Origin of the sequence: Aequorivita xiaoshiensis, from assembly GCF_022008395.1 — a bacterium.
Lineage (GTDB): Bacteria > Bacteroidota > Bacteroidia > Flavobacteriales > Flavobacteriaceae > Aequorivita > Aequorivita xiaoshiensis.
In genome coordinates this window covers 1-26680 of sequence record NZ_JAIRBB010000013.1, presented here as the reverse complement: position 1 = coordinate 26680, position 26680 = coordinate 1, and the positions used below count along the sequence as shown (strand labels likewise).

Below are 26680 nucleotides of genomic sequence, written 5' to 3'. Positions count from 1 at the left end.
TATTATGAAGAAAAGAATATTAATACCCACAGATTTTTCACGCAATGCATTTAACGCTATTAAATATGCAATGGAACTATATAGACGCGAATATTGTGAATTTTTTATTCTAAACACATACTATCTATCAGGATATTCTAAAGACAATTTATTAAGTCCTCAGCCAACAGATAAAGACCTAAGTATTGTAAAAGAACGTTCTGAAAAGAATATTGAAAGATTAAAAGTTCAAATGAGTTTTTATGAAGAAAATGAGAAACACAGTTTTAAATATTTTAGCGAGTTTGGACCATTTTTCGAAGTAATGAAAACTGTTGTTGCCAGAGAAGATATAGAACTTGTTATAATGGGAACTCAAGGTGAAACAGATAATAAAACTGTTATCTTAGGAAGTAATGCTGTTAATGTGATGGAGAAAATTAGAAGTTGCCCAGTGCTAGCCATTCCATCTACAGTATTATTTAAGGAGCCAAACGAAATAGTTTTTCCAACAAGCTTTAGAACACATTATAAGGAAAAGGAACTGTCTACTTTAGTAGAGATTTCTCGGCTTTTAAATGCACCAATTCGCATTTTACACGTGCAAAGGGGGAAGGCTTTATCACAACCTCAAATAGACAACAAATTGCTATTAGAAAAAATTTTAGATCCAGCATCGTTTACGCATCATAGATTGTATGATGTAGATTTAAAAGATGGCGTAAGTTGTTTTGTTCAAAGTCGAGAAAGCGAAATGATTGCAATTGTAAATAAAAAACACAACTTTTTTGGCAGTATATTTTCAAACCCTATGGTGAAAGAACTCGGTAAGCATACTAATGTTCCACTATTAGCAATGCACGATGTAAGAACATAGAATTTTAGAGTGGGGTTCAATACACAAATAAACTTTTAGCTATGCATAAAAATATATTAATTCCTACTGATTATTCGCGAAATGCATTTAATGCTATTGTCTACACATTTGAGCTTTTTAAAAATATAGATTGTACATTTTATATTTTTCACTCTTATTTTTTACAGCATTCCGCTCGTGGAAATTTCTTATTTCCAGAACCAGAACCATCTGAGTATGATGCTGCAGCAAGACATTCAGCAGAGAAAATGATTTTTCTTAAAAATAAGGTAAATCTGTTAGCTGATAATCCTAGACATACAATATACTACGATCACAAATTTGGATCTTTTATAGACTTAATAGAAGAAAAAGTAAAAAAAAATGATATTGATCTAATAGTCATGGGAACCCGCGGTGTAACTAATGATGGAGAAGTTGCCTACGGTAGAAATTCGGTAAATATCATGGAAAATATAAGGGATTGTGCCGTTCTCGCAATTCCTTCCAATATATCCTACAGAAATATTAATGAAATTGTATTTCCAACCAATTTTAAAAGTCACTATATCGAAAGTGAGATGAAAACCTTTGTGAAAATTGCAAAACAAGGCAATTCTCCGATTCGTATTTTACATATTGGGAAGGAAACCAATCTCACTGAAAGACAAAAAAATAACCGAAGTCAACTAGAAAACCATTTTAAAGACTTAGAATTTACATATCACTGGATTGATAGTGGAGGGGTTAAAGAAGAACTGCTCACGTTTATTGATGAACGTGAAAGTGGGATGATAGCTTTTGTAAACAGAAAACATTGGTTTTTTGGCAGTGCTTTTACAAATCCTTTGGTTAAAAGCCTTGGTGTACATTCTAAAGTGCCAATATTGGCGCTACACGATTCCAGAACATAGTTAAATTAAAGAAATAATGGATGTTGAAATTATTAAGCATTCTGGAGAACGGACAAATTTTTCAATCGATAAATTAAAATCTTCACTTCGAAAAAGTGGAGCAGAAGAGGCATTGGTTAATGAAATTTCCAACAACGTCCGCGACGAGTTATATCAGGGCATTTCAACAAGAGAAATATATAATCGCGCCTTTGCTCTTCTTAAAAAAGAGAAGAAAGGCTATGCTTCAAAATACAAGTTAAAAAAAGCAATTTACGAATTAGGACCAACGGGATTTCCTTTTGAAAAATTTATAGCTGCCCTGTTGTTTTATAGTGGCTATAATGTAAAAACTGGGCAGTTTTTACAAGGAAAATGCGTCCTTCACGAGGTTGATGTTGTTGCACGAAAAAACGACCAAATTATTGTTGTAGAATGTAAGTTTCACAGTGATGAAGGTCGAAATTGTAATGTGAAAATTCCACTGTATATCCATTCCCGATATCGAGATATTTTAAACAATTATAACGTTAAAAATGAAGTAGAAAAGCCAACCCAAGGTTGGGTGGTTACTAATACTCGTTTTTCAAAAGATGCCTTGCAATACGGGAAATGTGCAGGACTCTATTTGTTAAGTTGGGATTACCCAAAAGACAACGGGATTAAAGACCGGATAGATCGATTGGGGCTTTACCCAATTACTGCTTCAACATTGTTGAGCCAGCGAGAAAAACAGTTTTTGCTCAGTCGTGATATAGTGCTTTGCAAACAATTAATAAACGATGATTTTTATTTAGACCATCTGGGAATTTCTGAAAATAGACAAGCTCGAATTTTAGAAGAGATAAAAATCTTGTGTAAACACAACTAGTTATGCAAAAAATTAAAGTTCATTTTTTAGGTGCAACTGGAACGGTAACAGGGTCAAAATTCTATATTGAAACGCCAGAGCAAAATATTTTAATTGACTGTGGAATGTTTCAAGGGGTAAAGGAGATGCGGGAGAAAAACTGGGAAGATTTACCTATAGCTATTTCTGAAATCGACATTGTATTATTAACGCATGGGCATTTAGATCATACAGGATATTTACCAAGATTGGTAAAAAAGGGGTATAGGGGCAAAATTATTGGGACAGCACCAACTTTAGCAATTGCAAAAATTATATTGTTAGACAGTGCAAAAATTCACGAGGAAGAAGCTGAAAGAGCAAATGAAGAAGGATATTCTAAACACACACCTGCCGAGCCATTTTACACTTTACAAGAAGCTGAGGTTACCTTAGGTTTTTTCCAATCGGAAGAAAGAGATCAATGGATTCAACTTTCAGAAAACATTAAATATAGATTTAAATATAACGGGCATATAATTGGAGCCACTTTTATTGAATTGGATATTTTCGGTAAAACTTTTGTCTTCTCTGGAGATATTGGTCGCGAACACGACTTATTGCTCTCTCCACCCGAAAAACCAGAATGGGCCGACTATTTATTTATTGAAAGCACCTATGGAAATAAACTTCATCCGCAAGAAAGTGTTTCAGATAAATTGGTAGAACTCATCAACAAAACGATTAACAATAGGGGGAATCTTATAATTCCATCATTCGCTGTAGAACGGCTACAGACTTTAATGTTTTTGCTTTGGAAATTGTACAATGAAAACCGAATTCCAAACATTCCAATATTTATTGATAGTCCAATGGGAAATAATGTATTGTCCGTATTTCAGAATTTTCCAGATTGGCACAAAATACCAATGAAAGATTTTAATGCCATGAATAGAAGGATGAATATAATTACATCCTATAAAGAAACTTGGGAAACAATAGATAACCTACAACCCAAGGTAATTATTGCTGGAAGTGGAATGGTTACGGGCGGGAGAGTATTGACGTATCTAAAACAAATGATTGATAAAACAAATACTTCCGTATTGCTAGTTGGTTACCAAGCTGAAGGTACTCGTGGACGACAGCTATTAGAAGGAGCTCATGAATTAAAATTCTTTGGAAAATATCACCCAGTGAAGGCAGAGATACACCATATTGAAAGTCTTTCTGCCCATGCAGATCAACAAGGACTTCTAAATTGGACGAGTGAAATTAAAAATATACCAGAGGATACATTTTTAATTCACGGAGAGCCCACAGCACAAGATGTTCTTCGCCTAAAACTTCAAGATACTTATGGTTGGAAGGTTTCAATTCCTAAGCTACTTGATGTTAAGGAAATCTTAGTGTAGATAATTTAATTATTTTGAAGTGATTTGATTGGATGTAAGAAACCTTTTAGTTCTATTCTGCATCCTCAAATCTATTTTCAAAATGTGATGGTTATTAGCTTTTTAAATTTCTAATTTTGTTGTAGCCTTGAAAAAGCTCATCACTAATTTTAAAAAAGTTGAATTATTAGTTACGTTCTAGCCTTTATCGGCTATTATTTTAAAGATAAACTATGAAAGAATTCTGGCACAAGCACAATTTGAGAGTACACTATAAGCAAACAGACCAAATGGGAGTAGTGCATCACGCCAATTACGTTACTTGGTTTGAAATTGGTCGTACAGAAATGATGCGTTCCAACGGGCTTCCTTACAGCAAAATGGAAAGTATGGGGTTAATGCTGCCTGTTTTAGATGTTCAAGTTAAATATCATAAACCCGCACTTTACGATGAGGCTATCGGGGTATTTACAAAGATAAAGAGTCAATCTGCAGTTAAATTAGAATTCTATTATGAAGCAAGACGACTGGGAAAAGCAGGTACGCCTTTGTCTCGAGATGAAAGTATAGAGGGAGAACCTGAAGGAGAACTTCTGGCATCTGGAACATCGCTGCATATGTGGTTGGATAAAAGCTGGAAACCAGTTAGGCTAAATAGTAGAGCGCCTGAAGTTTATGAACTAATTCAAAATATATCGATAGATTCTAATCGATAATATTCATTAGAAAATATATAATGGAAAAAGCTGTGTAAACTTTCTTTATTAAAGATTACACAGCTTTTTTATTTCATTTAAAACCCTTTTTCGTCGTATTGGGGAAAGTCCTATTTCTTCAAGTAAAAAAGAAGACTCGTATAATTCCTTGGTTAGAATAACATTTTTTTCGATAAGAAGATGTTTTTCCTTCTTTGTCAAAGTTGTTAGCGTGGTAATAGGGTAGAGGGTATATTTATCAATATTGTGTTTAATTCCATTGTTATCAGGATAATCCCAACTCATTAAATGCAATCCAACACATTCGGAATAATCAATGGCGTCTTTCGAAAAGCGTGTGTTAGTAACTAACCATCCTTGTTTTAAATGAGATTTTTTCTCAGAATCTTTATTCCATTGCCTTTGAATATCTAAAAATCGAGAATTAATATATAGCGGCACTTTTACATTACTTACAGCCCTAGGATCTGCATGAAATTTACATTCTACAGTGTAAGCATTACCATCTTTTTCGGCTAGAACATCAACTTCGTGTGTTATACATTCCCCTTGTAAAGTAACTCCAACCCGTGTTGTATAACCATGGTGCTTAAGAACGGCGCCAATTAAACTTTCAAAAGGGAATCCTGTAGGACCTAAATCTAAAATAGCCCGTTTTAGGCTGTATTTAGAAGCTGATACGCGATTGAGTTTTTTTAGTATAGAATACGCTGTTTTGTAAATTTCTTTAGACTTCATTCCGTCGTAAAGCGTAGGCATGATCTTATTAACTACCTGATCTATTTCGTTTTCAGAAGCCTTACTTCTTCTGAGTGAATTTTTTAATTTTTCGACTTTAAATTCTTCAATGTCGCCGTTGAATTTTTCTATTTTAATATTTATTTCCCCCATATAGTATTATATTATTCTAAAAATCTGTAAAAAATTCTTCAAACAAGTGTTTTTTAGCAATGTAGAACTTCTATTCATACAATTCAATATAAACCTGTCTGTTTTCAACATATACAAAACTCGATAATTATAATGTTTATTTAGTGATTTTACTGAATATCATTTAAGTTGAAATAATACTAAATAAGCCTTATAGGTTAAATGTTTTAAATAAAAACATGTTTATTTCCGGACAGCTAATTCCATTGAGTATTTAAGCTAAGGAAGACTTTGAATTATTGTAAAAGATGCTATTTGCTCTATTCAAAATAGTTAAAATATCCATCTAGATTTTCCTTAATACTTTTTTTGATTTGTGCGCCTTCGGCTACAGTTGATACTTTTCCTAACGCCTCGATTTTCTCGATAAGTGGATGTAAGAAAACGTGTAAATTATCGTGAGATGGTCCTTCCATAGTACATTCCTTAACAACAAAGTTTTTTACTTCATTTAAATTTGAAGCTAAAGCGTGGTAGCCCTCAGTGGTTTTAGTTTCAGTAGACTTAAGCATATCTAACATTTTATTTACTCCTTCAGTAGTTTCAATATTTGCTTCCCATTTATCTCCATTGTCTAGTTTTATTTCATCTACCCATGCATTATTTATAGCATGCATTTCGGCAGCTACTTCTTCGTGGGTAGCATTTGAATTGGAAGTATCGTGCTCGTGCATTTCTTCAATACTAGTGGTTACATCTTTTGTTTTTGTTTCGTTACAGCTCACTAAAAAAGCTAAAATGATGGCTAATGATAAAATTGTTTTTTTCATTATTTATAATTTTTGATTTTTCTTGTTTAACTTTTAACAAATCACGGGATTTTTATATCGAGAAGTTATGATTATAATCATATTAAGGTTTATTGAAACCACATATTTTTATTCCAACAATTTTATTTTCAATTAATTTAAAAAAGAGAAACGTATATTTACATATGGCAATTCTTATTATTGTCTTTCTAATATTAATCCGATGAAAAACTTAGTATTGCTTTTCGTTTTAGTAATTCTGATTGCTGGTTGTTCGAGTAGTCGCTTGGTAGACGAATACATTAATAAGGAAAGCCCGAACTTTCAAGCTCAGAAAGTATTGGTAGTGGGGTTAACTCCAGATGGTGGGTTGCAACGCCAATTTGAATACAGTCTTGTAAAGGCTTTAAAGGATAAAAATATAATCGCCATTAAAAGTGTAGATTACTTTAAAAGTAATGTGAACGAGATTGATCAATCTGAAGAGAATTTAGAAGCTCTAAAAAAGCAATTATTAAACGAAAGTTTCGATGCAGTACTTTTTTCAAAAATAGTAGGACAGGAAAACAAGGTAACTATGGCGCAATCTTACAGAAACCTTAAAAGATCTTTTCAGTCATTTAATGATTACTACAATGAAAATAAGGTAGTTTATGGAAATGACCACATTGAAGATTATCCAGTTTATAATACAGAAACATCTTTGTTTTGCCTTTGCCCAGGTAGGAACAACGATTTAATATGGAGAGGAAAAATAGATATAGTAAATCCTCCTACTGCAGCTACTTCTATTCGAGACTATGTAAATACTTTGATGCAAGCACTTAAGAAGAACAACTTGCTAGTTCTAAGGTAAAACTCTTAAAATCATTTTCTAAATATCAACAGAGGCACCTTAGAGCTATAGCTGATTTTGGAAGTTTCTGAGCCATATATAAAACGGTCTAACAAACTCTTTCTTTCTACAAACATAGCGTGAAGTTGAACAGGAATTAATTGTGTAAAGGCATCAATTGCAACAGCAGAAGGAATCTTCCTAATACAAAAACGCTCTATATTTATATCTTTCAATTGATCGAAATTATTACCATTTGGTGGATCAACTTCTACATTGTTTTCTTCTATATTCAATATTTTTAAAGTTGCATCGTGTTTTCGAATTATATCTAAAACTACTGCTAAACCATCAGTTTTAAGTTCATACTGGGAATTTACAGACAGTAAAACGGATTCAATTTTATTATAGACATATCCTTCAGGAATTGCTAAAACTGGACAGTTTGCTTTTCTAATTAGTTTTAATGTATTACTTCCAAATACAACTTCTTCAGCTCCAGTTGCTCCATTTGTGCCCATGATAATAAGTTCAATATTATTTAAACTTACTGCTTGATTTACAGCATCAACTATATTGTCGAAATCAATTTTCGGGACAAATGTGAAGTTTTCACCTTCAGATTGCGTTTCACAGTATCGAATTAACTTTTCAAGTTCCTTTTTATTGTCGTTTAAAATCCCATCATAAACGGAATCTCCTGCAGCGCCATATAAAACATCTGCAGTCATATATCCTGTTGGTTTTTGTGAATTCAAAATGTGAAATGTAACAGTTTCTCCTTCAAAAAGCTTCAATGAATATTCGATTGCATTTTTTGAATTTTTAGAAAAGTCTGTAGGTAAGAGTATATTTTTCATAAGCTATTCTTTATTCAAATGTATTGACAACGATTGTTTTAAAGAATGATTTATGTCATTAATATCTAGATTTTCAATTTTAAAATTACAACATAATTTACCGAAGATAATTAATTTTACAATAAATGACCAAAAGGTCATAAATATGATAAATATCATTTTACAAGCTTCCATTATAAAATACATTTGTTCTATAATTTAATTCTAACAACTATGAAAAACATAATTAAATCGATGGCTGCACTCGTAATTTTACTCTTAGTAAGTTGCGGTGGAAAAGAAGAGAAAAAGAAAGAAGGAATTCAAATTGGGCAAAAACCAGCTCCAACGGAAACTCCAAAAGAAACACCAGCTTCAACTGTTAAGCCTTCCGAGACTATCGACCTTACTAATAAAGGGGTAGGTCCTATTAAAAACGTTGATCTTTCTGCTGAAGTTGACGATGCAATGGCTGCCAAAGGTTTAGAGTTATTTAAATCAAAATGTATGGCTTGTCATAAAGTTGACAAAAAGTTTATCGGTCCAGCTCCAACGGGAATTTTGGAGCGACGTACTCCAGAATGGGTAATGAATATGATACTCGACCCGGAAGGAATGGTTAAAAACGATCCACTAGCAAAAGCTTTATTACAAGAATTCAATGGTTCGCCAATGGCAAATCAAAGCTTAACAGAAGAAGAAGCAAGGCAAATACTAGAGTATTTTAGAACCCTATAAAAATTTTTAACTAACCAAATTTCCCTTGCAGGACTAATCGTTCTGCAAGGGTTAAAATAACTGAGAAGCAGGATGAAAGCGATTTTGAAAGTACTTGTTGTTTCTGTTTTATTACTCGCTTATACCGCGTGTAAAAACGAAACAAATTCGGAAGGAAACGGAACCCTTATTGAGAATTCCGTAGAAAATAGTGTGCCTAAAAAGCAAGGGCAAGCATTTATTACCGATGATGAGTCTGCCCCTAATGTTCTTCAAATTGCAATGAGTTCGCCAGACCACCAAACATTAGTAGCAGCGGTTCAAGCGGCGGGTTTAGAAAATTCACTAGTTAACGCGGGTCCGTTAATGGTTTTTGCACCAACTGATGAGGCTTTTGACGCTTTGCCTGAGGGTACTGTAGAAAATTTATTAAAGCCAGAAAACAAAGAGAAATTGGCTTCAATACTTAAACATCACGTAACACCTGGTAATTATTCGAAAGATTTTTTAAAAAAGTTTAAAAAAGTAGGTCAGGCAGATGGTAGTGATGCAATAGTGGAAGTAAATGGTGATGATGTAACTGTAGGAGGAGCAAAAATTATAGCAAGTGTACCTGCAGGTAACGGAATTGTACACGTGGTAGATAAGGTAATTCTACCTGCAAATTAGTTTTAAAACAATGTAACTTAAATAATAGACCAATGAAAAAATCAATTAATATTTTAATATCCGCGATTATGGTAGCCGGTTTGGTTAGCTGTAATGATGGCGGAACAAAAAAGAGCAAAAGTGGAAGCCAAGGAGGTTTGGCAACCAATGCTGCCGAAAGGGTGTATGTGGCTCCCGGAGAGCATGACGAGTTTTACGGATTTATGTCTGGAGGATTTAGTGGACAACTTGGTGTGTACGGATTACCATCAGGACGTTTGTTAAAAGTACTTCCAGTGTTTTCTCAGAACCCAGAAAATGGATGGGGATATACCGAGGAGACTAAACCAATGCTAAATACATCTTTCGGTTTTGTACCTTGGGACGACTCTCACCACCCTGATATTTCTCAAACTGAAGGAGTACTAGATGGACGTTGGATATTTATTAATGGTAACAACACTCCACGTATCGCACGTATAGGTTTAGAAAGTTTTAAAACTGAAGAAATTATTGAAATCCCAAATAGTGCGGGTAACCACAGTTCTTCATTTATTACTGAAAATACTGAGTACGTTGTAGCAGGAACACGTTTCTCTGTGCCAGTGCCACAGAAAGATATGTCTATTAATGAATACAAGGGTAACTTTAAAGGGGCCTTAACTTTTATTAAGGTAGATCAAGAATCAGGAAGAATGAATATTAAATTCCAGCTAATGATGCCTGGATTTAACTACGACCTCTCTCACCCAGGACGTGATAAGAGTCATGGTTGGTTCTTCTTTACTACATATAATACCGAGGAAGCCCACTCGTTATTGGAAGTAAACGCTTCACAAAACGATAAAGACTTTATTGCGGCTGTAAACTGGAAAAAAATTGAAGAATACGTAAATAATGGTGGCGGGAAAAAAGTACCAGCTAAATATGCACACAACGTTTTAGATGAGCATACGCATACTGCAACTTCTACTATGATTGATGAGGTTCTTACTGTAGACCCATTAGAAGTGCCAGGAGCAGTTTACTTTCTGCCAACTCCAAAATCTCCTCACGGATGTGACGTAGATCCTACTGGAGAATACATTATCGGTAATGGAAAACTTTCTGCCGATTTAACTGTTCACAGTTTTACTAAAATGCTTGATGCCATCGAAAACAAGAAATTTGATGGAGAAGCCTATGGTATTCCAATTTTAAACTTTGAGGATATTCTTGCTGGAGTTGTAAAACAACCAGGATTAGGCCCATTACACACTGAATTTGATGGAAAAGGAAATGCTTATACAACCTTCTTTATCTCTTCTGAAGTTGTAAAATGGAAAGTGGGAACTTGGGAAGTATTAGACCGTCAACCAGTATTCTACTCTGTAGGTCACGGGATGATTCCTGGAGGAAACTCACGTAAGCCATTTGGAAAATACTTTGTAGCCTTAAATAAAATTACAAAAGATAGATACTTGCCTACCGGTCCTGAACTTACCCAATCTGCTCAATTATTTGATATTACTGGAGATAAAATGGAACTATTGCTAGACTTTCCTACTATTGGTGAACCTCACTACGCAGCTGCTATTCCTGCAGAAATGGTAGCTCCGAAGTCTAGAAAAATTTTCAAACTAGCAGAAAACAAACACAAATATGCAGTATTAGACAACAGCGATGTTAGAGTGGAGCGCGATGGAAAAGAAGTTCATATTTATATGAATATGATTAGAAGTCACTTTAACCCTGATAACATTGAAGGTGTAAAAGTGGGTGACAAAGTATATTTCCATATTACAAACCACGAACAAGATTTTGATGTACCTCACGGTTTCGCAGTAATTGGTGCAAATAATGCCGAAATGCTAATTATGCCAGGAGCAACCGAAACTTTAGTTTGGGAACCAAAACAAGTAGGTGTATGGCCATTCTACTGTACCGACTTCTGTTCGGCACTTCACCAAGAAATGCAAGGATATGTACGTGTTAGCCCCGCTGATTCGGATATTGAATTGTCTTGGACTTTAGGTGAAGATTAAAAGATGTTTTTAGTAGTGAAAATACATATTAGTGATTAGTAGTATTTTCAGTGAAGACGGGGGTTGTTGATTTCCCCCGTCTTTTTAAAGTAATTAAATCCTAAAATTCAATACATCTCACATCTAATATCTCTTACAAATGAAAAAAGCAGGAATAATAATGATAATTGGCTCCTTGCTATTATTGGGTCTTTTTAAATTCCCATTGTGGAATATTATGCTTGGTGCACCACAATATCCACAGCCTTTAGGAATGGATATTTACATTCAAGGAATTCAAGGGGTTGAAGAATTTGATATTCAAAATATCGACGGCATTAACCACTATATCGGGATGAAACCAATCCCTAAAGTGGAAGAAATGTGGGAGTTCGATGTGTTTCCAAAAGTAATCGGACTTATGGTTGCATTGGGGGTCATCATCGGAATTCTTGGCTTCTTAGGAAAAGTAAGTTATAAATGGTTTTTAGGTTGGTTTATAGTAATGTCCATTCTAGGTTTATTAGGGATGTATGATTTTAACCTTTGGTTGATAGAATACGGAACAGACCTCGATCCAAAAGCTATAATGAAGTTAGAAAACCCTGATGGTACACCTATGACTTATAAACCACCGCTTATCGGGTATCAAAAAATGTTGAATTTCGATGTAGATTCTTGGCCAGGAGCAGGAGCTTATATGATACTTACTGGGATGTTATTAACTGTAGTAGCCTTCTTTGTTGGTAAAAAAGAATATAAAAAAGAATATAATTAATACTCCTTTCCCTTGTTTAGCGGAATGTGAATTAATAAAATATATATACGTCTTATTAAAATGAAAGGGGTAAACCTTAAAACTTTTAAAATCATGAAAGTCATACAATTATTACTAATTTCATTGGTGTTTGCAGCCTGTAATATCCAACCGAAACCCATTAATTATGGCTCAGATGCTTGTTATTATTGCGATATGACTATTGTAGATAGACAACACGCTGCACAGATGGTTACGGCTAAAGGGAAGGCGTATAAATATGATGCTATTGAATGTATGGTTCATTCCTTACAAGATGAATTTAAGGACACAGAAATGGCGTATAAAATAGTGGCTAACCTAAATAATCCAAGTGAATTGATTGATGCTTCAAACGCATCCTATTTGGTAAGTGAAAATTTACAAAGTCCTATGGGGGCTAACCTATCTGCATTTACAAATATCGAAGAGGCTCAAAAAGCACAAGAAACGTTTACTGGTAAAATATATAACTGGAATGATATTCAGAAACACTTAAAATTGAAATAGAAATAGACTTCTGCAGTTTTTTAAATTTTAAGGCGCTAAGAAGCCTGTCTGAAACCATGTTTTTAATTTCTAAATCGATTGAGTTGCAAGCATAGTATTGCTAAAATCTAATAAAATTTTGAAAAATAAATTCTTCATATTATTCCTTTTTGTTTCCTTGTTTTCCCTTAAAAACCTATGGTCTCAAACAATTACTGTATGCGCTACTTGTCCGGTGAAATCTATTAAAGAGGCGGTTAAACAAGCAGCGGAAGGAGATTCGATTTTGGTAAAAAAAGGTGTATATAAAGAAGCTAATATTAAAATTGATAAAGGAATTACGCTTATTGGTGAAAATCTTCCCACTATTGATGGACAAGAAAAAGGAGAAGTAATAACCATTGGCACAGACAACGTTACTATAGACGGATTTAAAATTATAAACGTAGGCGTAAGTTATACCACAGATTATGCTGCGGTTCGAGTTGTAAATAGCAAGGGTTTCCTAATTCAGAATTTGGAACTCGAAAAGCTTTTCTTCGGAATTTATCTTCAAAAATCTAACGATGGTAAAGTTTTAAATAATAAGGTTAGGGGGGAAGCTGTGACTGAGTTTAACTCTGGAAATGCAGTTCATCTATGGTATTGCAAAAACGTTGAGGTAATTGGTAATGATGTGCAAAATGTTCGCGATGGGATTTATCTAGAATTTTCAGATAACATAACTATCAAAGATAATGTAAGTAAGAACAACATTCGATACGGACTTCATTTCATGTTTAGTAACAACAACTATGTAATCAATAATACTTTTGAAACTAATGGAGCAGGAATAGCACTAATGTTTTCAAAATTTATGCAAGTTGAAAATAATATTATTCAGAAAAACTGGGGAACAGCGGCTTATGGGTTATTGTTAAAAGAAGTAAACGACGCCAACATAAAAAACAATTTGTTTTTCGAAAATACCGTGGGAATAACGGTAGAAGGAAGTAATCGATTGGAATATACCAACAACGATTTTACGAGTAATGGATATGCTTTAAAAGTGAAAGGTGCCTGCTATCAAAACCATGTAATAAACAATAACTTTCTGTATAATTCATTCGATATTTCCTATAACGGACGAATCAATGACAATAAATTCGACAATAATTTTTGGAGTAATTATACCGGCTACGATCTTAATAAAAACGGGATAGGTGATGTTCCCTATCGACCTGTAAAACTGTTTTCATATATAGTAAACCGAACCCCAGAAACGATAATTTTAATGCGAAGTCTATTTATAGATATCATAGACTTTTCAGAAAAAGTATCTCCAGTATTTACGCCAGACAATTTATTGGATGAAAATCCAAAAATGAAACGTATAGACCATGATAGAAATTAAAGACTTACATAAAAAATTTGGTAAGAACGAGGTGCTAAAGGGCATAGACCTCTCTATAGGTGAAGGAGGAATATTTTCTATTCTCGGGCCGAATGGTTCAGGGAAAACTACACTTATAAAAGCTATTCTTGGGATGGTAATACCAGATTCAGGTGAAATTCTCTTTAATGGAGAATCTTTAAAAAACAACTTTAAATATCGCGATAAGATTGACTATTTACCACAAATAGCCAATTTCCCTGGAAATTTGAAAGTAAGTGAGCTTATAGAGATGATTAAAGATCTTAGAGCTACTAAGGCAACACATGACGAAGCTTTAATAGATTTGTTTAAACTGCAACCTTTTTTGAATAAGCGGCTTGTAAACCTCTCTGGAGGTACAAAACAAAAAGTAAACTTAGTCCTTACTTTTATGTTCGACAGTCCGTTAATTATTCTGGACGAGCCTACAAGCGGTCTAGATCCTATTTCTCATTTAAGATTAAAGAATTTAATTTTTGCCGAAAAAGAGAAGGGAAAAACAATTCTTGTAACCTCTCATATTTTAAGTTTTGTTGAAGAAATTGCCGATGAAATAGTCTTCCTTTTAGAAGGAAAAATTTACTTTAAAGGTAGTATCACTAAGCTCAAGACTAAGACCGAACAACCAGATTTTGAACACGCAATAGCCTCTATTTTATCCGCAAGTTATGCTTAAGATATTAAAATATAGTTTTTACGATTTAATGCGAAGCCGTTGGAGCTACGTATACTTTCTGTTTTATTTACTGCTTGGTATTGTCCTATTGTTTTTAAACAACGATTTATCAAAAGCAGTGATAACATTAATGAACGTTATCATCATCCTTGTCCCCTTAATTGGAACCATTTTTGGCGTGATGTATTATTACAATTCTCGCGAATTTACTGAGCTTCTTTTGGCACAACCTGTTAAGCGAAGTTCTATTTTTTTAGGGCAGTACTTTGGGGTTGCCACCTCTTTAGCAATGAGTTTAATTATCGGACTAGGACTTCCATTTGCTTTTTATGGAATTTTTAATAGCAGTGCAATCTGGGACTTCTCATTACTCTTAATTACTGGTGGATTTCTTACCTTTATTTTTACCGCTTTAGCTTTTGTTATAGCACTTTCTAATGAAAATAAAATCAAAGGTTTTGGGTATGCTATTTTACTTTGGCTTTTTATGGCGGTTATCTACGACGGATTATTTTTAATGTCGCTGTTGTATTTTGAAGACTACCCTTTAGATAAATTCTCACTATTTGCAACCATGCTAAACCCAGTAGACTTGTCGAGAGTTTTAATACTTCTTAAACTCGATATTTCTGCTTTATTAGGCTATACCGGAGCCGTATTTCAACAGTTTTTCGGCACTAGCTTTGGTGTGATATTATCCTTTGTAATGCTAGTGTTTTGGGTTGTTATTCCAACTTTCTTTATTTGGAGAATCGCTAAGCGGAAGGATTTTTAAACGATGAATGTACACATATTCACATCGATAGATTAAAATATGTGTACCTGCATTGATGTCATCGTAATGCAACTTGAACTCCTTATATTCTAAATAATTAAGGCTACAAAACTTCCTACTCCCTCTCTTTATCATTTCCCATTTTTATATTGACATTTTTAGCTTTACAATTAAACATGTAGGAAAGTGGGTAAGTACTTTATTATATATTCCGATAACTAGAATTTATTCAAATACCTCCTTCCTTAACCCAATAATGCTGTAATTATGACGCTTGAGATCTGACGATTCTTTACACTGATCATAAATTAAAATCTCTTCAAACTTTGTTAATAACTGAATTTTTAAAATTAATGACTTGTGCAGCTGTTTCCACAGTTATGTGCTGTTTGTCCATTTCCGGCCTGATAATTTTAGTCCCGAATTAATGTTCAATACAATCAATCTCAAATTCACAGCTCCGATTAATAACTCCACTATTTGTACATATAAAAAAGCACTGTCAATTGTCTTATAAATTGCGTGATAGTAAAGGTAAATTGCTAATAAAATTAAAACCACACCATTTAAGGCAATAAATTTCATTCTTTTCATTTTTTTCGCAACAATTAGACTCTTTGAACTTTCTGCAAGTTTTTTCCCCGATATTGCCAACATAGGCATTGTAATAACAAGAATCGGAAGACAATAAAGTATCCCCGTTTTCACTTGTTTTATAAACAAATCTTCTCCAAGTATTTCTGCAATCAGCGAAAAGCTAAAAAAGCAGCTTATTGTGAATCCGGCAATTACTGTTGCCATAATGTGTACCGTAACTATTTTTGACCGTTTCATTTCTTTACAATTTATGAAACAAAACTATTGCATTATATACTCTCAAAATTGCAAGAATCGGAAATCAGACATATTTCCACGTATGTTTTTTGGTGAAACTCCGGTTATATTTTTGAACGTATTTGTAAAATGAGCTTGGTCTGCATAATTTTGGGTGTACGACACCGATGTCAAAGAATCGGTCGAATGTTTCATCTGAAAAATAGCCTGTTTTAATTTTACTAAATGAATGTACTCTTTTGGTGAACAGCCAACTGATTTATAAAAATGGTTTCGTAATGTACGGCTAGAAATTCCTATTTTGTCCGAAATTGTTGATATAGAAATACTTCCTTTTTTCGATTCAATAATGTTAATGGCTTCAGTAATAACATTAAGGTCTTTAACTAATATTGTTTTTAAAAAAATGTTCTCTATTTCTACAAACATTTTCTTTGGATTTGAAAATGTGTTGATTCTGTTCTTGAAATTTAGTGCTTTTTTACCAAACAAATTCTCTGTTCTGATTAGCCAAGGCATTTCACAAATATTCACGTTTGTCAAATAGGCCAAAGTATAGGGTCTAACGTGAGCTCCAATAATTTTTATTCGCTCCGTCATAGGTTTCACCGAAATTTGATTTGTGGATATTCTAGAAATAATCATTTCCGCCTTAATAGTTTCTTCGGTAGAGTGGTTAGTAACCGAAAATGGATGTTCAAAAAAATATCCGAACGTAATTCTAGGAAAAGGAATTACATACTCTTCTTCCATGCTTAACTCCGTTATCGGGATATCTATATAAAAGTAGTAGTCCACCAGCGATTGAAGATGGTCATTGAACGGTTTTTGTATGATGAAGTCATTTTTCATCAGTTATTTATATTACCATATCATGATTGAGTATGATTAGATACGTGGATTATAACGTAAGGTACTAAATAAAAGCTGAAAATAATCCCGGCAGTAAATGAGATAATGAAGAGATTAACTTGTAGTCACCCAAGTTCAGTGTTCACAATAGATTGCGAGACATTGGAGAAAGCATGTTCGTTTTTTTTTAAATATTCTCCGTTAAGTAAAAGTCAATCGCAAAATGTAAAAGATAGACTATTGCAAATAGACTAATAATCCAATTGTACTTTTTAGTAAAAATCCGAGAAACATAGTAGACTCCTATAAAAAATATTCCAATTATTGGTAAAAACACTAATGGAATAAATCCGCCGTGACCTGAACTTGGCGATAAATCAGTTGACATTGCGATAATCCACGAAATCAGCGTTGCAGTTAGAATTCCGATAATATTATTTTTAGGCTTGTTTATCAGGTCAGTTAATTTTTCCATTCAGAATTATGCTTTTTCAATCTTCAAACTTGCTTAATCTCCGATTCAGTGGTCAGTTGATAAATTTTGTTTTATTTTATTTTAAACTTTGAATTTAAAAGATTCTGGATATAGTTTAAATACTTAATCATTTTTATACATAATGTTTAAAATATTTAGCTTTTATTCAGAACAGGTCAAAATTGGTTATAACGTTTAGTATTACTGCAATTACTAGATTTTTAGCATAAATATAGGGTTTAGCACTGGTTTGAGCTAATATGCGTGTATTCGGATTACTTGTTCAAAGTTTAGGTTGTAGTAGTGTAATCCGTCGACACGAAGGCAGCCAATTGTCGAGACAAAATGGGGACAAACAAGGTTGTGCTACGTTTTTAGTCACAGGTTGATTTTAGCGTTGTTTTTCCATTTTCTTCAACCATTACAAATCCATTATCTAGCATTGGTTGAAAGCTTTTTCGTCCAGTAAATTGCCAAAGTGCATACCCATATTGGCATTGATTGATTATTCCATTCTGATATTCCATTAACATTAATTCCTTTAGTTCCTCCCAATACTTTTTTGGTGAATGGATAAGGATTAGTAGGGGATTAAATTCTGGGTCAGCAAAATCTTGTTTATAGTATTTTCTAATTCGTTCAGTGCTTGGAAATCCGTATTTTTTTGTTATTGCTATCAATCGCTCGGTGTGTTCAGCATCCATTGGATTAATATATTTTCTAGAAATCAACTTGCTAATACTATCCGATACGAATTTTCGATTTTCCAATTCCATAACCCTCAAACTGTCTGGAAGGTTTTCAATTCTGTCTGTTTCAGATTTGTCAAAAGTCTTAAAAATTGTGTACTCACGCATAATTTGGTCGTAACCATACATAAATTCCATTTCTTCTACTAAAATGGTTATATCCTTTTTCAAAAGGGAGTCTTTAACAGATTGTGAATAAATTGTATTACTCAGAAATATGCTAAATATCAAAATTTTTAATTTCATTCTCTAATTTTATGTAAATGTTATACAACGCGGTCTCGACTATGGGTAGTTGTGTGCGTTAGCACTTAGTTTTGCAAGCATACTCCATACTGAAAGTCCTAGGCTTAATAGCTATCGGGATCTGTAATTAAACTATTACTAGTAAATAATTATATTCGGCTTTGTAGCTAGTTTTTTTCTTTTTTCTCCTGTTTAAATATATTCTCAAACGCATTATAAACAGCAATATGCAAAGCGTCTCCGTGGGTTTTATCCTCTAAAAACTTGTAAGTCAAATCCGTATTTTGCTTTTTGTTTTTATTGAGCTTGTCATGCAATTCCTTTGCAGTTCGTTCCATTATTTCTCCCTCTTTTCCACCAGCTATATAAATCGATTTTTTAGAATGATACGTTTTAGGATTTTCATCTAACAATCTTTCCTCATCCCACCATAAACTTGGACTTACAATTATATAATTGTCAAAAAGTTTGGGTTTTTTGAATAGAATCTCTGTTGCTAGTAGGCCACCAAGCGATTGTCCAATGATTGTTTTCATTTCTGTTGTTCTATATTCGTAATCGATAAAGGGTTGAAGTTCTTTTTCTAGAAAGGAAATAAACTTTTCAGATTTACCAGACGTAGGAAATTCTTTTTGGTCAAGCTCACTTTGCGAGGGATAAGTAAAATCTCTTTTTCTATCTACATTACCTATTCCAACTACGATTGATTCGGGAATCATGTTTATCCAAGAAAATGAGCCAAATTGTACTATTCCTGAAATATGGATAAAATCCTCATCTTTTGAGCCATCAAGTAAATATATTACAGGATAGGTCTTTAAGCTGTCCTTTGAGTAATTTATGGGTAGATAAATATTTACTTCTCTTATTTCGTTTAATAATTGAGATTTAATTTTTATAGTCTTGCCAATTGAAAATTCAGTTTCGCTAATTTTTTCGCTTACTTCTTGACTGTAGACAATTTGAACTACTAAAAGTAGAATTAGACTTAATATTGTTTGTTTTATACTTTTTTTCAAATTGGTTAGCATGTAATGGTTTATAATTGGTGGCGTGTATTAAGCACCTAATTTAGCATATACAAAGCGAATTGACACGACGAGTTGTGCGAAATGTACGTAGCAAAAATTCACATCCCGATAGCTGTGGGGATTCGGTTCCGTCAACACTGCATTCATGAAGGATCGTACCGACCTCACGAATGCTTAGTTATTAGCAAACGTATTTATTTCTTTTCATTCTCCATTTTTTCAGTTTGTTCTATATGCTTCTTAACGTCCCAAGTCATATTCCAATTACTTATGTAACCTTCAATTGGTCCAAGTCCAACTTCTGCTCGTCTTTTATCTACATTTTCAGGGTCAATTAAAGGCGAAACAAAGTATTCTCCAGTTTCGGGATTTCGACCAATTTGACTTCCATAAATTTGTCTTTTTCCTTGCCCTAGTGCAACCCTATCTTCCAGTAAAGCCAAATTACTTGGTCTTGCATTTCCTTTTGTGACAGCTTCTCTCATCATTGGCAAATATTTTTCTTGAACTGCTTGGTCAGAATGTTGAATAACTAAAAACAATGTTATATTTCCTTGATTGCCGATAACGTCAGGACCGAGCCAACCCCGTTCATCAAGTATTTTTTTGATTTTGATAAGATTAATAGAATCTCTTTCGGATATTTTTTTCCAATGAGCTATCATTTCATCCGAATCTCTCCCATATTTTTCTTCGACTTTGCTTATTTGTCTTCTTAAACCCTGGTCTTCTTGATAAATGGTGTCCAAAATTGCCACTAGCGGTTTATCTAAATTGGCTTCTGCTTTTTCTTTATTAGCCTTTACTTTGTCGAGAACTTCACTCCATCTTTTGTCCGAATGTAAAGTATCTAAATCTGTATCTGTTGTTAAATGTCCAAAATTTGAATAATTTCCTTTTTCGGCTATTCGGAACAACTGAACAAATGAGGAATCAATTTCTTTTGCTAAAGCCCAAGAGCAGGCCGCATTATATCTGTCCGATATGTTGCCTTTGTTTCCTAAAGCAATAAAAGCTTCGGAATATTTTTCAGCGGATTGTTTATAATCCTTTGTTTGGTATAAATTCCAAGCTTCCTTTATAAGTTCGGAATATTTTTCTCGGTTTTGTCCAAAGGAAAGATTGAACATTAAAAGACTTAAAATTGCTAAAATCGTTGATTTCTTCATTGATGTTCGTTTTTTGTTTTGATGTGTGTTAACGGCAGTCTGTCTCAAAACTACACTAATTTTCCTATAGCTTCAGTTGCAGGGTTAAGATTTCCGTATTTCATGAATTTTATAAAATTTCTCGGAAATGCCATTTTTAAAGCTTCCTGAGTGGATAATTAGGCTATAGCAAGAAAAATAATTTTTAAAAATATATAAGATGTGCCAAAATGAAAATTAGAAAAATCAATTTCTAAAAATCCATCTTAAACTAGACCAATCCCCATAAGGACAAACCGACATACACCGGTTCAGTCAACACCGCATTCATGTTGAGTCGTACCGTCCACACGAATGCTTAGTTATTGTAAAACGTTTTTTCATCTAATTCTGATTCAATTTTGCAGACTCTTCTAGTTCATCATCTATGTCAACATCCCAATTGAGATTTTGAACTTGCCATTTGTCATTCGGTTTATACAAAACAAAAGTAAAGCGTAAAGGTTGTCGGTCGTATTTGAGCATATAACTTATTAATTTTAGATCTTTTCCGACACTTTTTTCTGTTATCATTTCATAACCATAATAATCGCCAATCAAAGGAAGTATATCTTTAAATTTTGTTTTTAAACTTTCTATTCCGTCTATGTTTCTCTCCATCCATTTATTAGTCGAAAAAGCGTAATCCATAGCTTTCATCGGTTCGCTTTCGAATACTCGAAAAAATTCAGTTGTAATTTCTTTTTCAGAAGATTGCGCATTCAATTTCGTTATAAATGTTACTGATATTATAATCAATAACAATAAGGTAATTTTTTTTCTCATCAGTTTTTTTTAAATGTTTTACAACGGTTAGTTTATGAAAAGTAGGCGATTTCGTAGCACTAAACTTTCGGTTAAGTACAAAGTCTTACAAGCCAAAAGCTTTGAATTTATTACTGCTTCGCCTATTTTTTATATACATTGTAGCCACACGTTTTTTATTCAATTATTTTTAATTCGGTTAATAACTGGTCGTTCGAAAATCCATTACAACTGTTGTCTTGAAAATTAAGTTTTTCAATTCCATTATCAAGATAATAACTTACTCCAAAATTACAACCACCATCTGCATTTTGCATTGAATTAAGTTTGCGTTCAAATAAGGATATTCGGTTAATAATGATTTTGGTTATTTTTATTTTACCGCGTTTTACTCTTTTCCCGTTTTTATAATATTTAAATTTTAAAAATCCCTTTTTGGGTTTTAGAATTAATTTGTCAGATTCAAAAACTTGATGTCCCCAACTTGTAGATAAAATCCATTTTTTGTTTCCCTCGATTGATTGCCTTATCAAAGATTTTTTTTCGTAATCTTTATATTTATTTACACAAATTTTTATTTTACTCAATTCCTTTGCATTTGCAAATGTGGTGTCAATTTGTTGACCAAAAATATTTGTGTATTCTATTTTTAAACTATCCGATTGGTTTTGAATTATTTTTTTATGGCCGCCCCAATATCCATTCTCCTTTTTAAAGATTTGTTTTGTCAAAATTTGTGGATTTGCTTCGTCCAATTGAAACATTGTAAATCCATTTTCTTGAGTACAATCTGAAGTCATTAACTCAATTTTATTTTGAGACAATCCACTGAATCCAATAGAAATTAGAAATATAAATGTTAGTTTATTAATCAACTCTCGTTTTTTTTAAATGGGTGGCAACGGCAGTCTGTCCCAAAACTACACTAATTTTCTTATAACTTCAGTTGCAGGTTTAAGATTTCCGTATTTCATGAATTTTATAAAATTTCTCGAGAATGCGATTTTTAAAGCTTCCAGAGTGGTTAATTGGGTTATAGCAAGTATAATAACTTTTAAAAATATATTGGATGTGCAAAAATTAAAATTAGAAAAATCAATTTCTAAAAATCCATCCCAAACTAAACCAATCCCCATAAGGACAAACCGACATACACCGGTTCAGTCAACACTGCATTCTTGTTGAGTTGTACCGACCATACGGATTTTTAGTTATTAGCGGTTGTTTTTTTCAATTCTTCAATTCCTTTTCCAATTAAAGGATCTATTTTATCAATAATGTTCTGAGGTTCATTCAATAGTTTTATGTCAGGTTCAATACCAATACTTTCAAAATTTTTCATTTCGGAAGAGAAGTACTGCTGATGGGATAAAGTAGCAAGCCATCCATTGGGTAATTTGAAATCATACATATCTGAGAAAATTCCATTTGTATGGTCCCCAACTATGGTTACGTATGGTAGTTCTTTCATTATCATAGTAAAGACCTCAGCTGCACTTGCCGTCAAGTCGCTTGTTAAAATTATTATTGGTTTGGTAAATTGTTTTTTACCCGAAGGCTTTAAGTGTTTAGTTTCTAGTTTTTTGAATTCTGAAGTTCCCTTTTTTCTCTCTCTTTTGTATAGTACAATTCTCTTTTTGTCAGTAAATCTGCTTGCAATTTCAAATGATGTTTTGTCATCTCCACCACCATTGAATCGAATATCAATTATTACACCTTTCAAATTTTCAAACGCGTTAACTGCCTTATCTACATGTTTTCTATAATCACTTATAGATAAATTGCCCATTGATAAAATTCTTAAATACCCATAATCTTTCGAAATTGCATATTCCATAGAACCTTTTTTGGAAACACCAACAATGGAAAAGCCTTTATCCTTAAGGGTTTTATCTGTTGTTTTTAATAGTTGATAAATATTCGGTTTTTCTTCTTTTGAAAGAGGAAACTTTTTAAGGAATTTGGAAGAGCTTCCATCACTTGCTTTGTTTATGACCTTACCTTTTTTTCCGTAATGTATTAAGTTAACGTGACCGTCTTTTAGCTCAAGAAGCATTTTGTTACAAACCTTAAAAAGACTGTCATTTGTAGTATTTTCATTAATTAGCGGTCGGTATTTTTTATAAATTTCACTCCAATTGATGTTTTTAATTTTAAAGCTTGCATATCTAGCGTTAAACTCATTCCAGAGTTTTTCAAAATTATTTACTGGTTGCTCAATTCGAGTGTCTTGAGCAGATACTATATTAATGGATGTAATTAATAATATGATGAATATAAATTTCCTCACTGTTTTCGTGTTATACAACCGTTAACGTGTTTATATATGGCTTGTAGTGTGTAATGTAGCGATTATATTCGGTTTTAAGTACAAGCCAAATTTTAAATTTTACTATTTAACTTATTTATTAGAAGTCGTCCGCCGAAGGGCTACTGCTATCAATATGGAAAATAGAAATGATAGTAAAGTTATAAATTTGGTGACTTTCCAAATATGCCCATGTCTTAGTTTACGTAAAGACTTGCGCTATTTTTTATTTAGATATTTAGCCATAGTTATTTCCGCACGATTAGTCTTTTATTTGGAATATCAATCGTTATTTTTTTACCAATCCAATTTATTCCCAAAATTCCTTCGTATATCAACCCATCAATAAATGTAACCTTAAAATCTCTTACAGAAACATTGTTGTTTATATCCGTCATTTTTGATAATGTCGTGTAGTAATATTGATTTCCGTTTTCTGGTTTGAACATACTTTGCTTATATTCACTCTCAATACTTTCCTTGTCTACTCCAAGATTTTCCATAAATCTCGAACTAAATCTGAAAACATTAAATCCAGCACCACTATCTAAACTTACATTTAATGTTAGTGTGTCATTTAATTTTATGGTAGTGGCAATACCAATTCTAATATCTCTGTCATTATTAATTTGGATGGGCATCTCAAAATCTTTATCTGCCATAGATTGATTCATTGATCTTTCCGTTTCGATACTCAGAATTTTATTCTCGAAATCAATTGTAATAGGCTTGTCTTTAAATGGCGTCAATGAAATTAGTCCGTCAAGAGGGAAATCAATATCGTAAACAGCAAATATTTCTTTATTTATTTTAAAATCGCCAATCTTTAAATTTTTGGAATTCCATAAATCTGATTGAATTTCTTCGCCTGTCGCTCGATGTCCTGTATAGAAATGATGGGTTTTTTCGAGGTCGGTTACTTTGTCTGCAAACTTTTTGGTCAAGAGATTTATTCCTGCTCCTGTATCGAAAATAAAACTCCCTTGAATTCCATTGATGCTTGCTGAAATTATAATGTGACCATTTGAAGTTTGAGTAAATGGAATTTCAATTTTTTTGTCCGTCTTGACCTGTGCGTAGTTTAGTGTTGTAAATAAGATAAATAAGGCTGCAAATAATTTGTTCATAGGATTATTTTCTGTGATTTGATTTACAAATAAGACGCTTAACTTGGCCTTTTGTGACAATTTTCATTATATCACGGATTTTTTATAATTGCGGTAAACGTGTTTGTGTATGATTTGTGGCGTGCTCCATGCAACTAATTTAGCAAATAAAAACCGAATAGAAAATCCGCGTCCCGATAGCTATCGGGATTTGTAAGTAGGCTCCTACAGAGCAATTAATTTTATACGGTGTGGTAGCACATTATTTTTTCAATATTTATAACTCAATAATTCAATTTCTTTATCATATGGTGTAAATATTTCTGAGTTTTTAATTACAATGGGGAAATAATCAAAACCTGGTTTGTATTTGAAAGGAAAAGTAACTGCCTTTTTTAAACTAAAAATTAATTCTTTTATCAAATTAATTGATTGATTATCCGCTTTTGAAATAATCGATACATCAATTATCTTTTTATTTGTTCCCGTTTCTATTTCCAATAAAAACCAATTATCAGTTATTGATTCGTTTAATTTTAGTTTATAGAAGCGTTTTTTAATTTTTTCATAAAAGTCATCATTTATTCCAATGTCCGTTTTTTGATTACACCGAGAAGGTCCAATTATCTTTAGGTGTTCTAAAAAAATTATTCCAGTAAATGTTGCATTGAAGTAATTATAATACAATTCATTACCTAAAATTGGTGATATAGACATTCCTTTTTTGAAAGTAAAATTTTCAAAATATTCTTTCCCATAATTCGCGTTTGCAGTGTAAAAGTTCCATTCTCCATCTGGTAATCCGCTTTTTACATTTCCGGTTAATTTGGATTTTTGAGAACCCGAAATAGACATATAAAGGCTGTCAATAAATTTTCCATTTCCATTCTCAACAATAATTTCTCCTAGTTCAGTACGCTGTTCCAATAGGAATTCGTTATTGTTTTTATAAATCACTTTTTTAATTAATTTACCACGTTTTGAGAAACTCTCCCAAATTCCTGTTCTGTTTCCTAAAGCATATTCAAATTCCATTTTCTTTTCCCCGTTTCTATAAAATGAATTGAATTTTCCGTTTAGTTTACCATTTTGATATGAGCCAGTTAAGAATAAATCATCATTTTTGTAATAAACTTTTAAAGAATCTTTGAATTGAAAAAGTCTGTCGTCAAATTCTGCAATTAAGTAATATTTAGAGCAATCTTTGTAGGAGATACGAAAAACTCCGTCTAAATAAATTTTGACTTTTCCGTCTTGAGTTTTTTCTATTAAATCATCAAAATATTCAGATTCTTGTGCAGCTAAATCTGTGTAAAAACAAAACAAAAAAATCGATAAAAGTTGGAATGTTATTTGAAAATATTTTTTCACTAATCAGTTTTTTTTAAAAGTTTTACAGCGGTTAGTTTATTAAAAGTAGACGATTTCGTAGCACTAAACTTTCGGTTAAGTACAAAGTTTTATACAAGCCAAAAGCTTTGAATTTATTACTGCTTCGCCTATTTTTTATATACATTGTTGTACGCAGGCATTTATTCCTCATAGGTTTTTAAATATTCCATTATTTTCGGATAGAAATCTGCGATTGA

Annotated in this window: 28 protein-coding genes; 14 read left to right on the top strand and 14 right to left on the bottom strand. The window is 32.8% G+C overall.

What is annotated here, in order from left to right:
* Positions 1-4 precede the first annotated feature (4 nt).
* The 5 genes from K8344_RS12195 to K8344_RS12175 all read left to right on the top strand — a co-directional run bounded on the left by K8344_RS12195 (position 5) and on the right by K8344_RS12175 (position 4667).
* Complete coding sequence (locus K8344_RS12195; protein WP_237608966.1) at positions 5-856, top strand: universal stress protein; 852 nt, start codon at positions 5-7, stop codon at positions 854-856.
* A 41-nt stretch (positions 857-897) separates the two neighbouring features.
* Positions 898-1749 (top strand): universal stress protein, encoded by an 852-nt coding sequence (locus K8344_RS12190; protein WP_237608965.1) that lies wholly within the window; start codon positions 898-900, stop codon positions 1747-1749.
* A 16-nt stretch (positions 1750-1765) separates the two neighbouring features.
* The gene (locus tag K8344_RS12185; RefSeq protein ID WP_237608964.1) at positions 1766-2599 is read left to right on the top strand and encodes an ATP cone domain-containing protein; all 834 of its coding nucleotides are present in this window, start codon (positions 1766-1768) and stop codon (positions 2597-2599) included.
* Between the two features lie 2 nt (positions 2600-2601).
* Complete coding sequence (locus K8344_RS12180) at positions 2602-3972, top strand: MBL fold metallo-hydrolase RNA specificity domain-containing protein (RefSeq protein ID WP_237608963.1); 1371 nt, start codon at positions 2602-2604, stop codon at positions 3970-3972.
* Between the two features lie 212 nt (positions 3973-4184).
* Complete coding sequence (locus K8344_RS12175) at positions 4185-4667, top strand: acyl-CoA thioesterase (protein ID WP_237608962.1); 483 nt, start codon at positions 4185-4187, stop codon at positions 4665-4667.
* Positions 4668-4715: 48 nt separating this feature from the next.
* On the opposite strand, the gene K8344_RS12170 is transcribed toward K8344_RS12175, so the two are convergent.
* Complete coding sequence (locus tag K8344_RS12170) at positions 4716-5558, bottom strand: ATP cone domain-containing protein (protein WP_237608961.1); 843 nt, start codon at positions 5556-5558, stop codon at positions 4716-4718.
* A gap of 299 nt (positions 5559-5857) precedes the next feature.
* Complete coding sequence (locus K8344_RS12165) at positions 5858-6367, bottom strand: hypothetical protein (protein WP_237608960.1); 510 nt, start codon at positions 6365-6367, stop codon at positions 5858-5860.
* Positions 6368-6569: 202 nt separating this feature from the next.
* Between K8344_RS12165 and K8344_RS12160 the strand changes: the two genes are divergently transcribed.
* The gene (locus K8344_RS12160; RefSeq protein ID WP_237608959.1) at positions 6570-7202 is read left to right on the top strand and encodes a hypothetical protein; all 633 of its coding nucleotides are present in this window, start codon (positions 6570-6572) and stop codon (positions 7200-7202) included.
* Positions 7203-7213: 11 nt separating this feature from the next.
* On the opposite strand, the gene K8344_RS12155 is transcribed toward K8344_RS12160, so the two are convergent.
* Positions 7214-8041 (bottom strand): universal stress protein, encoded by an 828-nt coding sequence (locus K8344_RS12155; RefSeq protein ID WP_237608958.1) that lies wholly within the window; start codon positions 8039-8041, stop codon positions 7214-7216.
* Between the two features lie 213 nt (positions 8042-8254).
* Between K8344_RS12155 and K8344_RS12150 the strand changes: the two genes are divergently transcribed.
* The 8 genes from K8344_RS12150 to K8344_RS12115 all read left to right on the top strand — a co-directional run bounded on the left by K8344_RS12150 (position 8255) and on the right by K8344_RS12115 (position 15538).
* Positions 8255-8758: a c-type cytochrome gene (locus K8344_RS12150; RefSeq protein ID WP_237608957.1), complete on the top strand. Its 504-nt coding sequence runs from the start codon at positions 8255-8257 to the stop codon at positions 8756-8758.
* A gap of 72 nt (positions 8759-8830) precedes the next feature.
* Complete coding sequence (locus K8344_RS12145; RefSeq protein ID WP_237608956.1) at positions 8831-9406, top strand: fasciclin domain-containing protein; 576 nt, start codon at positions 8831-8833, stop codon at positions 9404-9406.
* Positions 9407-9438: 32 nt separating this feature from the next.
* Positions 9439-11409 (top strand): Sec-dependent nitrous-oxide reductase, encoded by a 1971-nt coding sequence (nosZ, locus tag K8344_RS12140; protein ID WP_237608955.1) that lies wholly within the window; start codon positions 9439-9441, stop codon positions 11407-11409.
* 139 nt (positions 11410-11548) lie between these two features.
* Entirely contained in the window at positions 11549-12166 is a 618-nt protein-coding gene (locus tag K8344_RS12135; RefSeq protein WP_237608954.1) for a hypothetical protein, read from the top strand.
* Positions 12167-12259: 93 nt separating this feature from the next.
* On the top strand, positions 12260-12694 hold the full coding sequence (locus tag K8344_RS12130; RefSeq protein WP_237608953.1) for a nitrous oxide reductase accessory protein NosL: 435 nt from the start codon (positions 12260-12262) through the stop codon (positions 12692-12694).
* A 118-nt stretch (positions 12695-12812) separates the two neighbouring features.
* On the top strand, positions 12813-14066 hold the full coding sequence (locus tag K8344_RS12125) for a nitrous oxide reductase family maturation protein NosD (RefSeq protein WP_420908354.1): 1254 nt from the start codon (positions 12813-12815) through the stop codon (positions 14064-14066).
* A complete protein-coding gene (locus K8344_RS12120) occupies positions 14053-14763 on the top strand; it encodes an ABC transporter ATP-binding protein (protein WP_237608952.1) in 711 nt (236 codons plus the stop codon). The genes K8344_RS12125 and K8344_RS12120 overlap by 14 nt, the downstream gene beginning before the upstream one ends.
* Positions 14756-15538: an ABC transporter permease gene (locus K8344_RS12115; RefSeq protein ID WP_237608951.1), complete on the top strand. Its 783-nt coding sequence runs from the start codon at positions 14756-14758 to the stop codon at positions 15536-15538. Before K8344_RS12120 ends, K8344_RS12115 begins: the two co-directional genes overlap by 8 nt.
* Positions 15539-15916: 378 nt before the next feature.
* Here the strand turns inward: K8344_RS12115 and K8344_RS12110 are convergent, their stop codons facing one another.
* The 11 genes from K8344_RS12110 to K8344_RS12060 form a co-directional block, all read right to left on the bottom strand.
* Positions 15917-16372 carry a hypothetical protein gene (locus K8344_RS12110; protein ID WP_237608950.1) on the bottom strand — a complete coding sequence of 152 codons (456 nt, stop codon included), beginning with the start codon at positions 16370-16372 and terminating at the stop codon, positions 15917-15919.
* 42 nt (positions 16373-16414) lie between these two features.
* Positions 16415-17224, bottom strand: coding sequence for a helix-turn-helix domain-containing protein (locus tag K8344_RS12105; RefSeq protein ID WP_237608949.1), 810 nt, complete (start codon positions 17222-17224; stop codon positions 16415-16417).
* Positions 17225-17411: 187 nt separating this feature from the next.
* Positions 17412-17699: a hypothetical protein gene (locus K8344_RS12100; RefSeq protein WP_237608948.1), complete on the bottom strand. Its 288-nt coding sequence runs from the start codon at positions 17697-17699 to the stop codon at positions 17412-17414.
* 374 nt (positions 17700-18073) lie between these two features.
* On the bottom strand, positions 18074-18694 hold the full coding sequence (locus K8344_RS12095; RefSeq protein ID WP_237608947.1) for a hypothetical protein: 621 nt from the start codon (positions 18692-18694) through the stop codon (positions 18074-18076).
* Positions 18695-18861: 167 nt separating this feature from the next.
* Entirely contained in the window at positions 18862-19713 is an 852-nt protein-coding gene (locus K8344_RS12090; RefSeq protein ID WP_237608946.1) for an alpha/beta hydrolase, read from the bottom strand.
* A gap of 206 nt (positions 19714-19919) precedes the next feature.
* Positions 19920-20894 carry a DUF6624 domain-containing protein gene (locus tag K8344_RS12085; protein ID WP_237608945.1) on the bottom strand — a complete coding sequence of 325 codons (975 nt, stop codon included), beginning with the start codon at positions 20892-20894 and terminating at the stop codon, positions 19920-19922.
* A 363-nt stretch (positions 20895-21257) separates the two neighbouring features.
* The gene (locus tag K8344_RS12080) at positions 21258-21698 is read right to left on the bottom strand and encodes a hypothetical protein (RefSeq protein ID WP_237608944.1); all 441 of its coding nucleotides are present in this window, start codon (positions 21696-21698) and stop codon (positions 21258-21260) included.
* 155 nt (positions 21699-21853) lie between these two features.
* Complete coding sequence (locus K8344_RS12075) at positions 21854-22552, bottom strand: hypothetical protein (RefSeq protein ID WP_237608943.1); 699 nt, start codon at positions 22550-22552, stop codon at positions 21854-21856.
* Positions 22553-22884: 332 nt separating this feature from the next.
* Positions 22885-23967 (bottom strand): S41 family peptidase, encoded by a 1083-nt coding sequence (locus tag K8344_RS12070; protein WP_237608942.1) that lies wholly within the window; start codon positions 23965-23967, stop codon positions 22885-22887.
* 266 nt (positions 23968-24233) lie between these two features.
* On the bottom strand, positions 24234-25112 hold the full coding sequence (locus tag K8344_RS12065; protein ID WP_237608941.1) for an aspartyl protease family protein: 879 nt from the start codon (positions 25110-25112) through the stop codon (positions 24234-24236).
* Positions 25113-25361: 249 nt separating this feature from the next.
* Positions 25362-26462 carry a toxin-antitoxin system YwqK family antitoxin gene (locus tag K8344_RS12060; RefSeq protein WP_237608940.1) on the bottom strand — a complete coding sequence of 367 codons (1101 nt, stop codon included), beginning with the start codon at positions 26460-26462 and terminating at the stop codon, positions 25362-25364.
* Positions 26463-26680 lie beyond the last annotated feature (218 nt).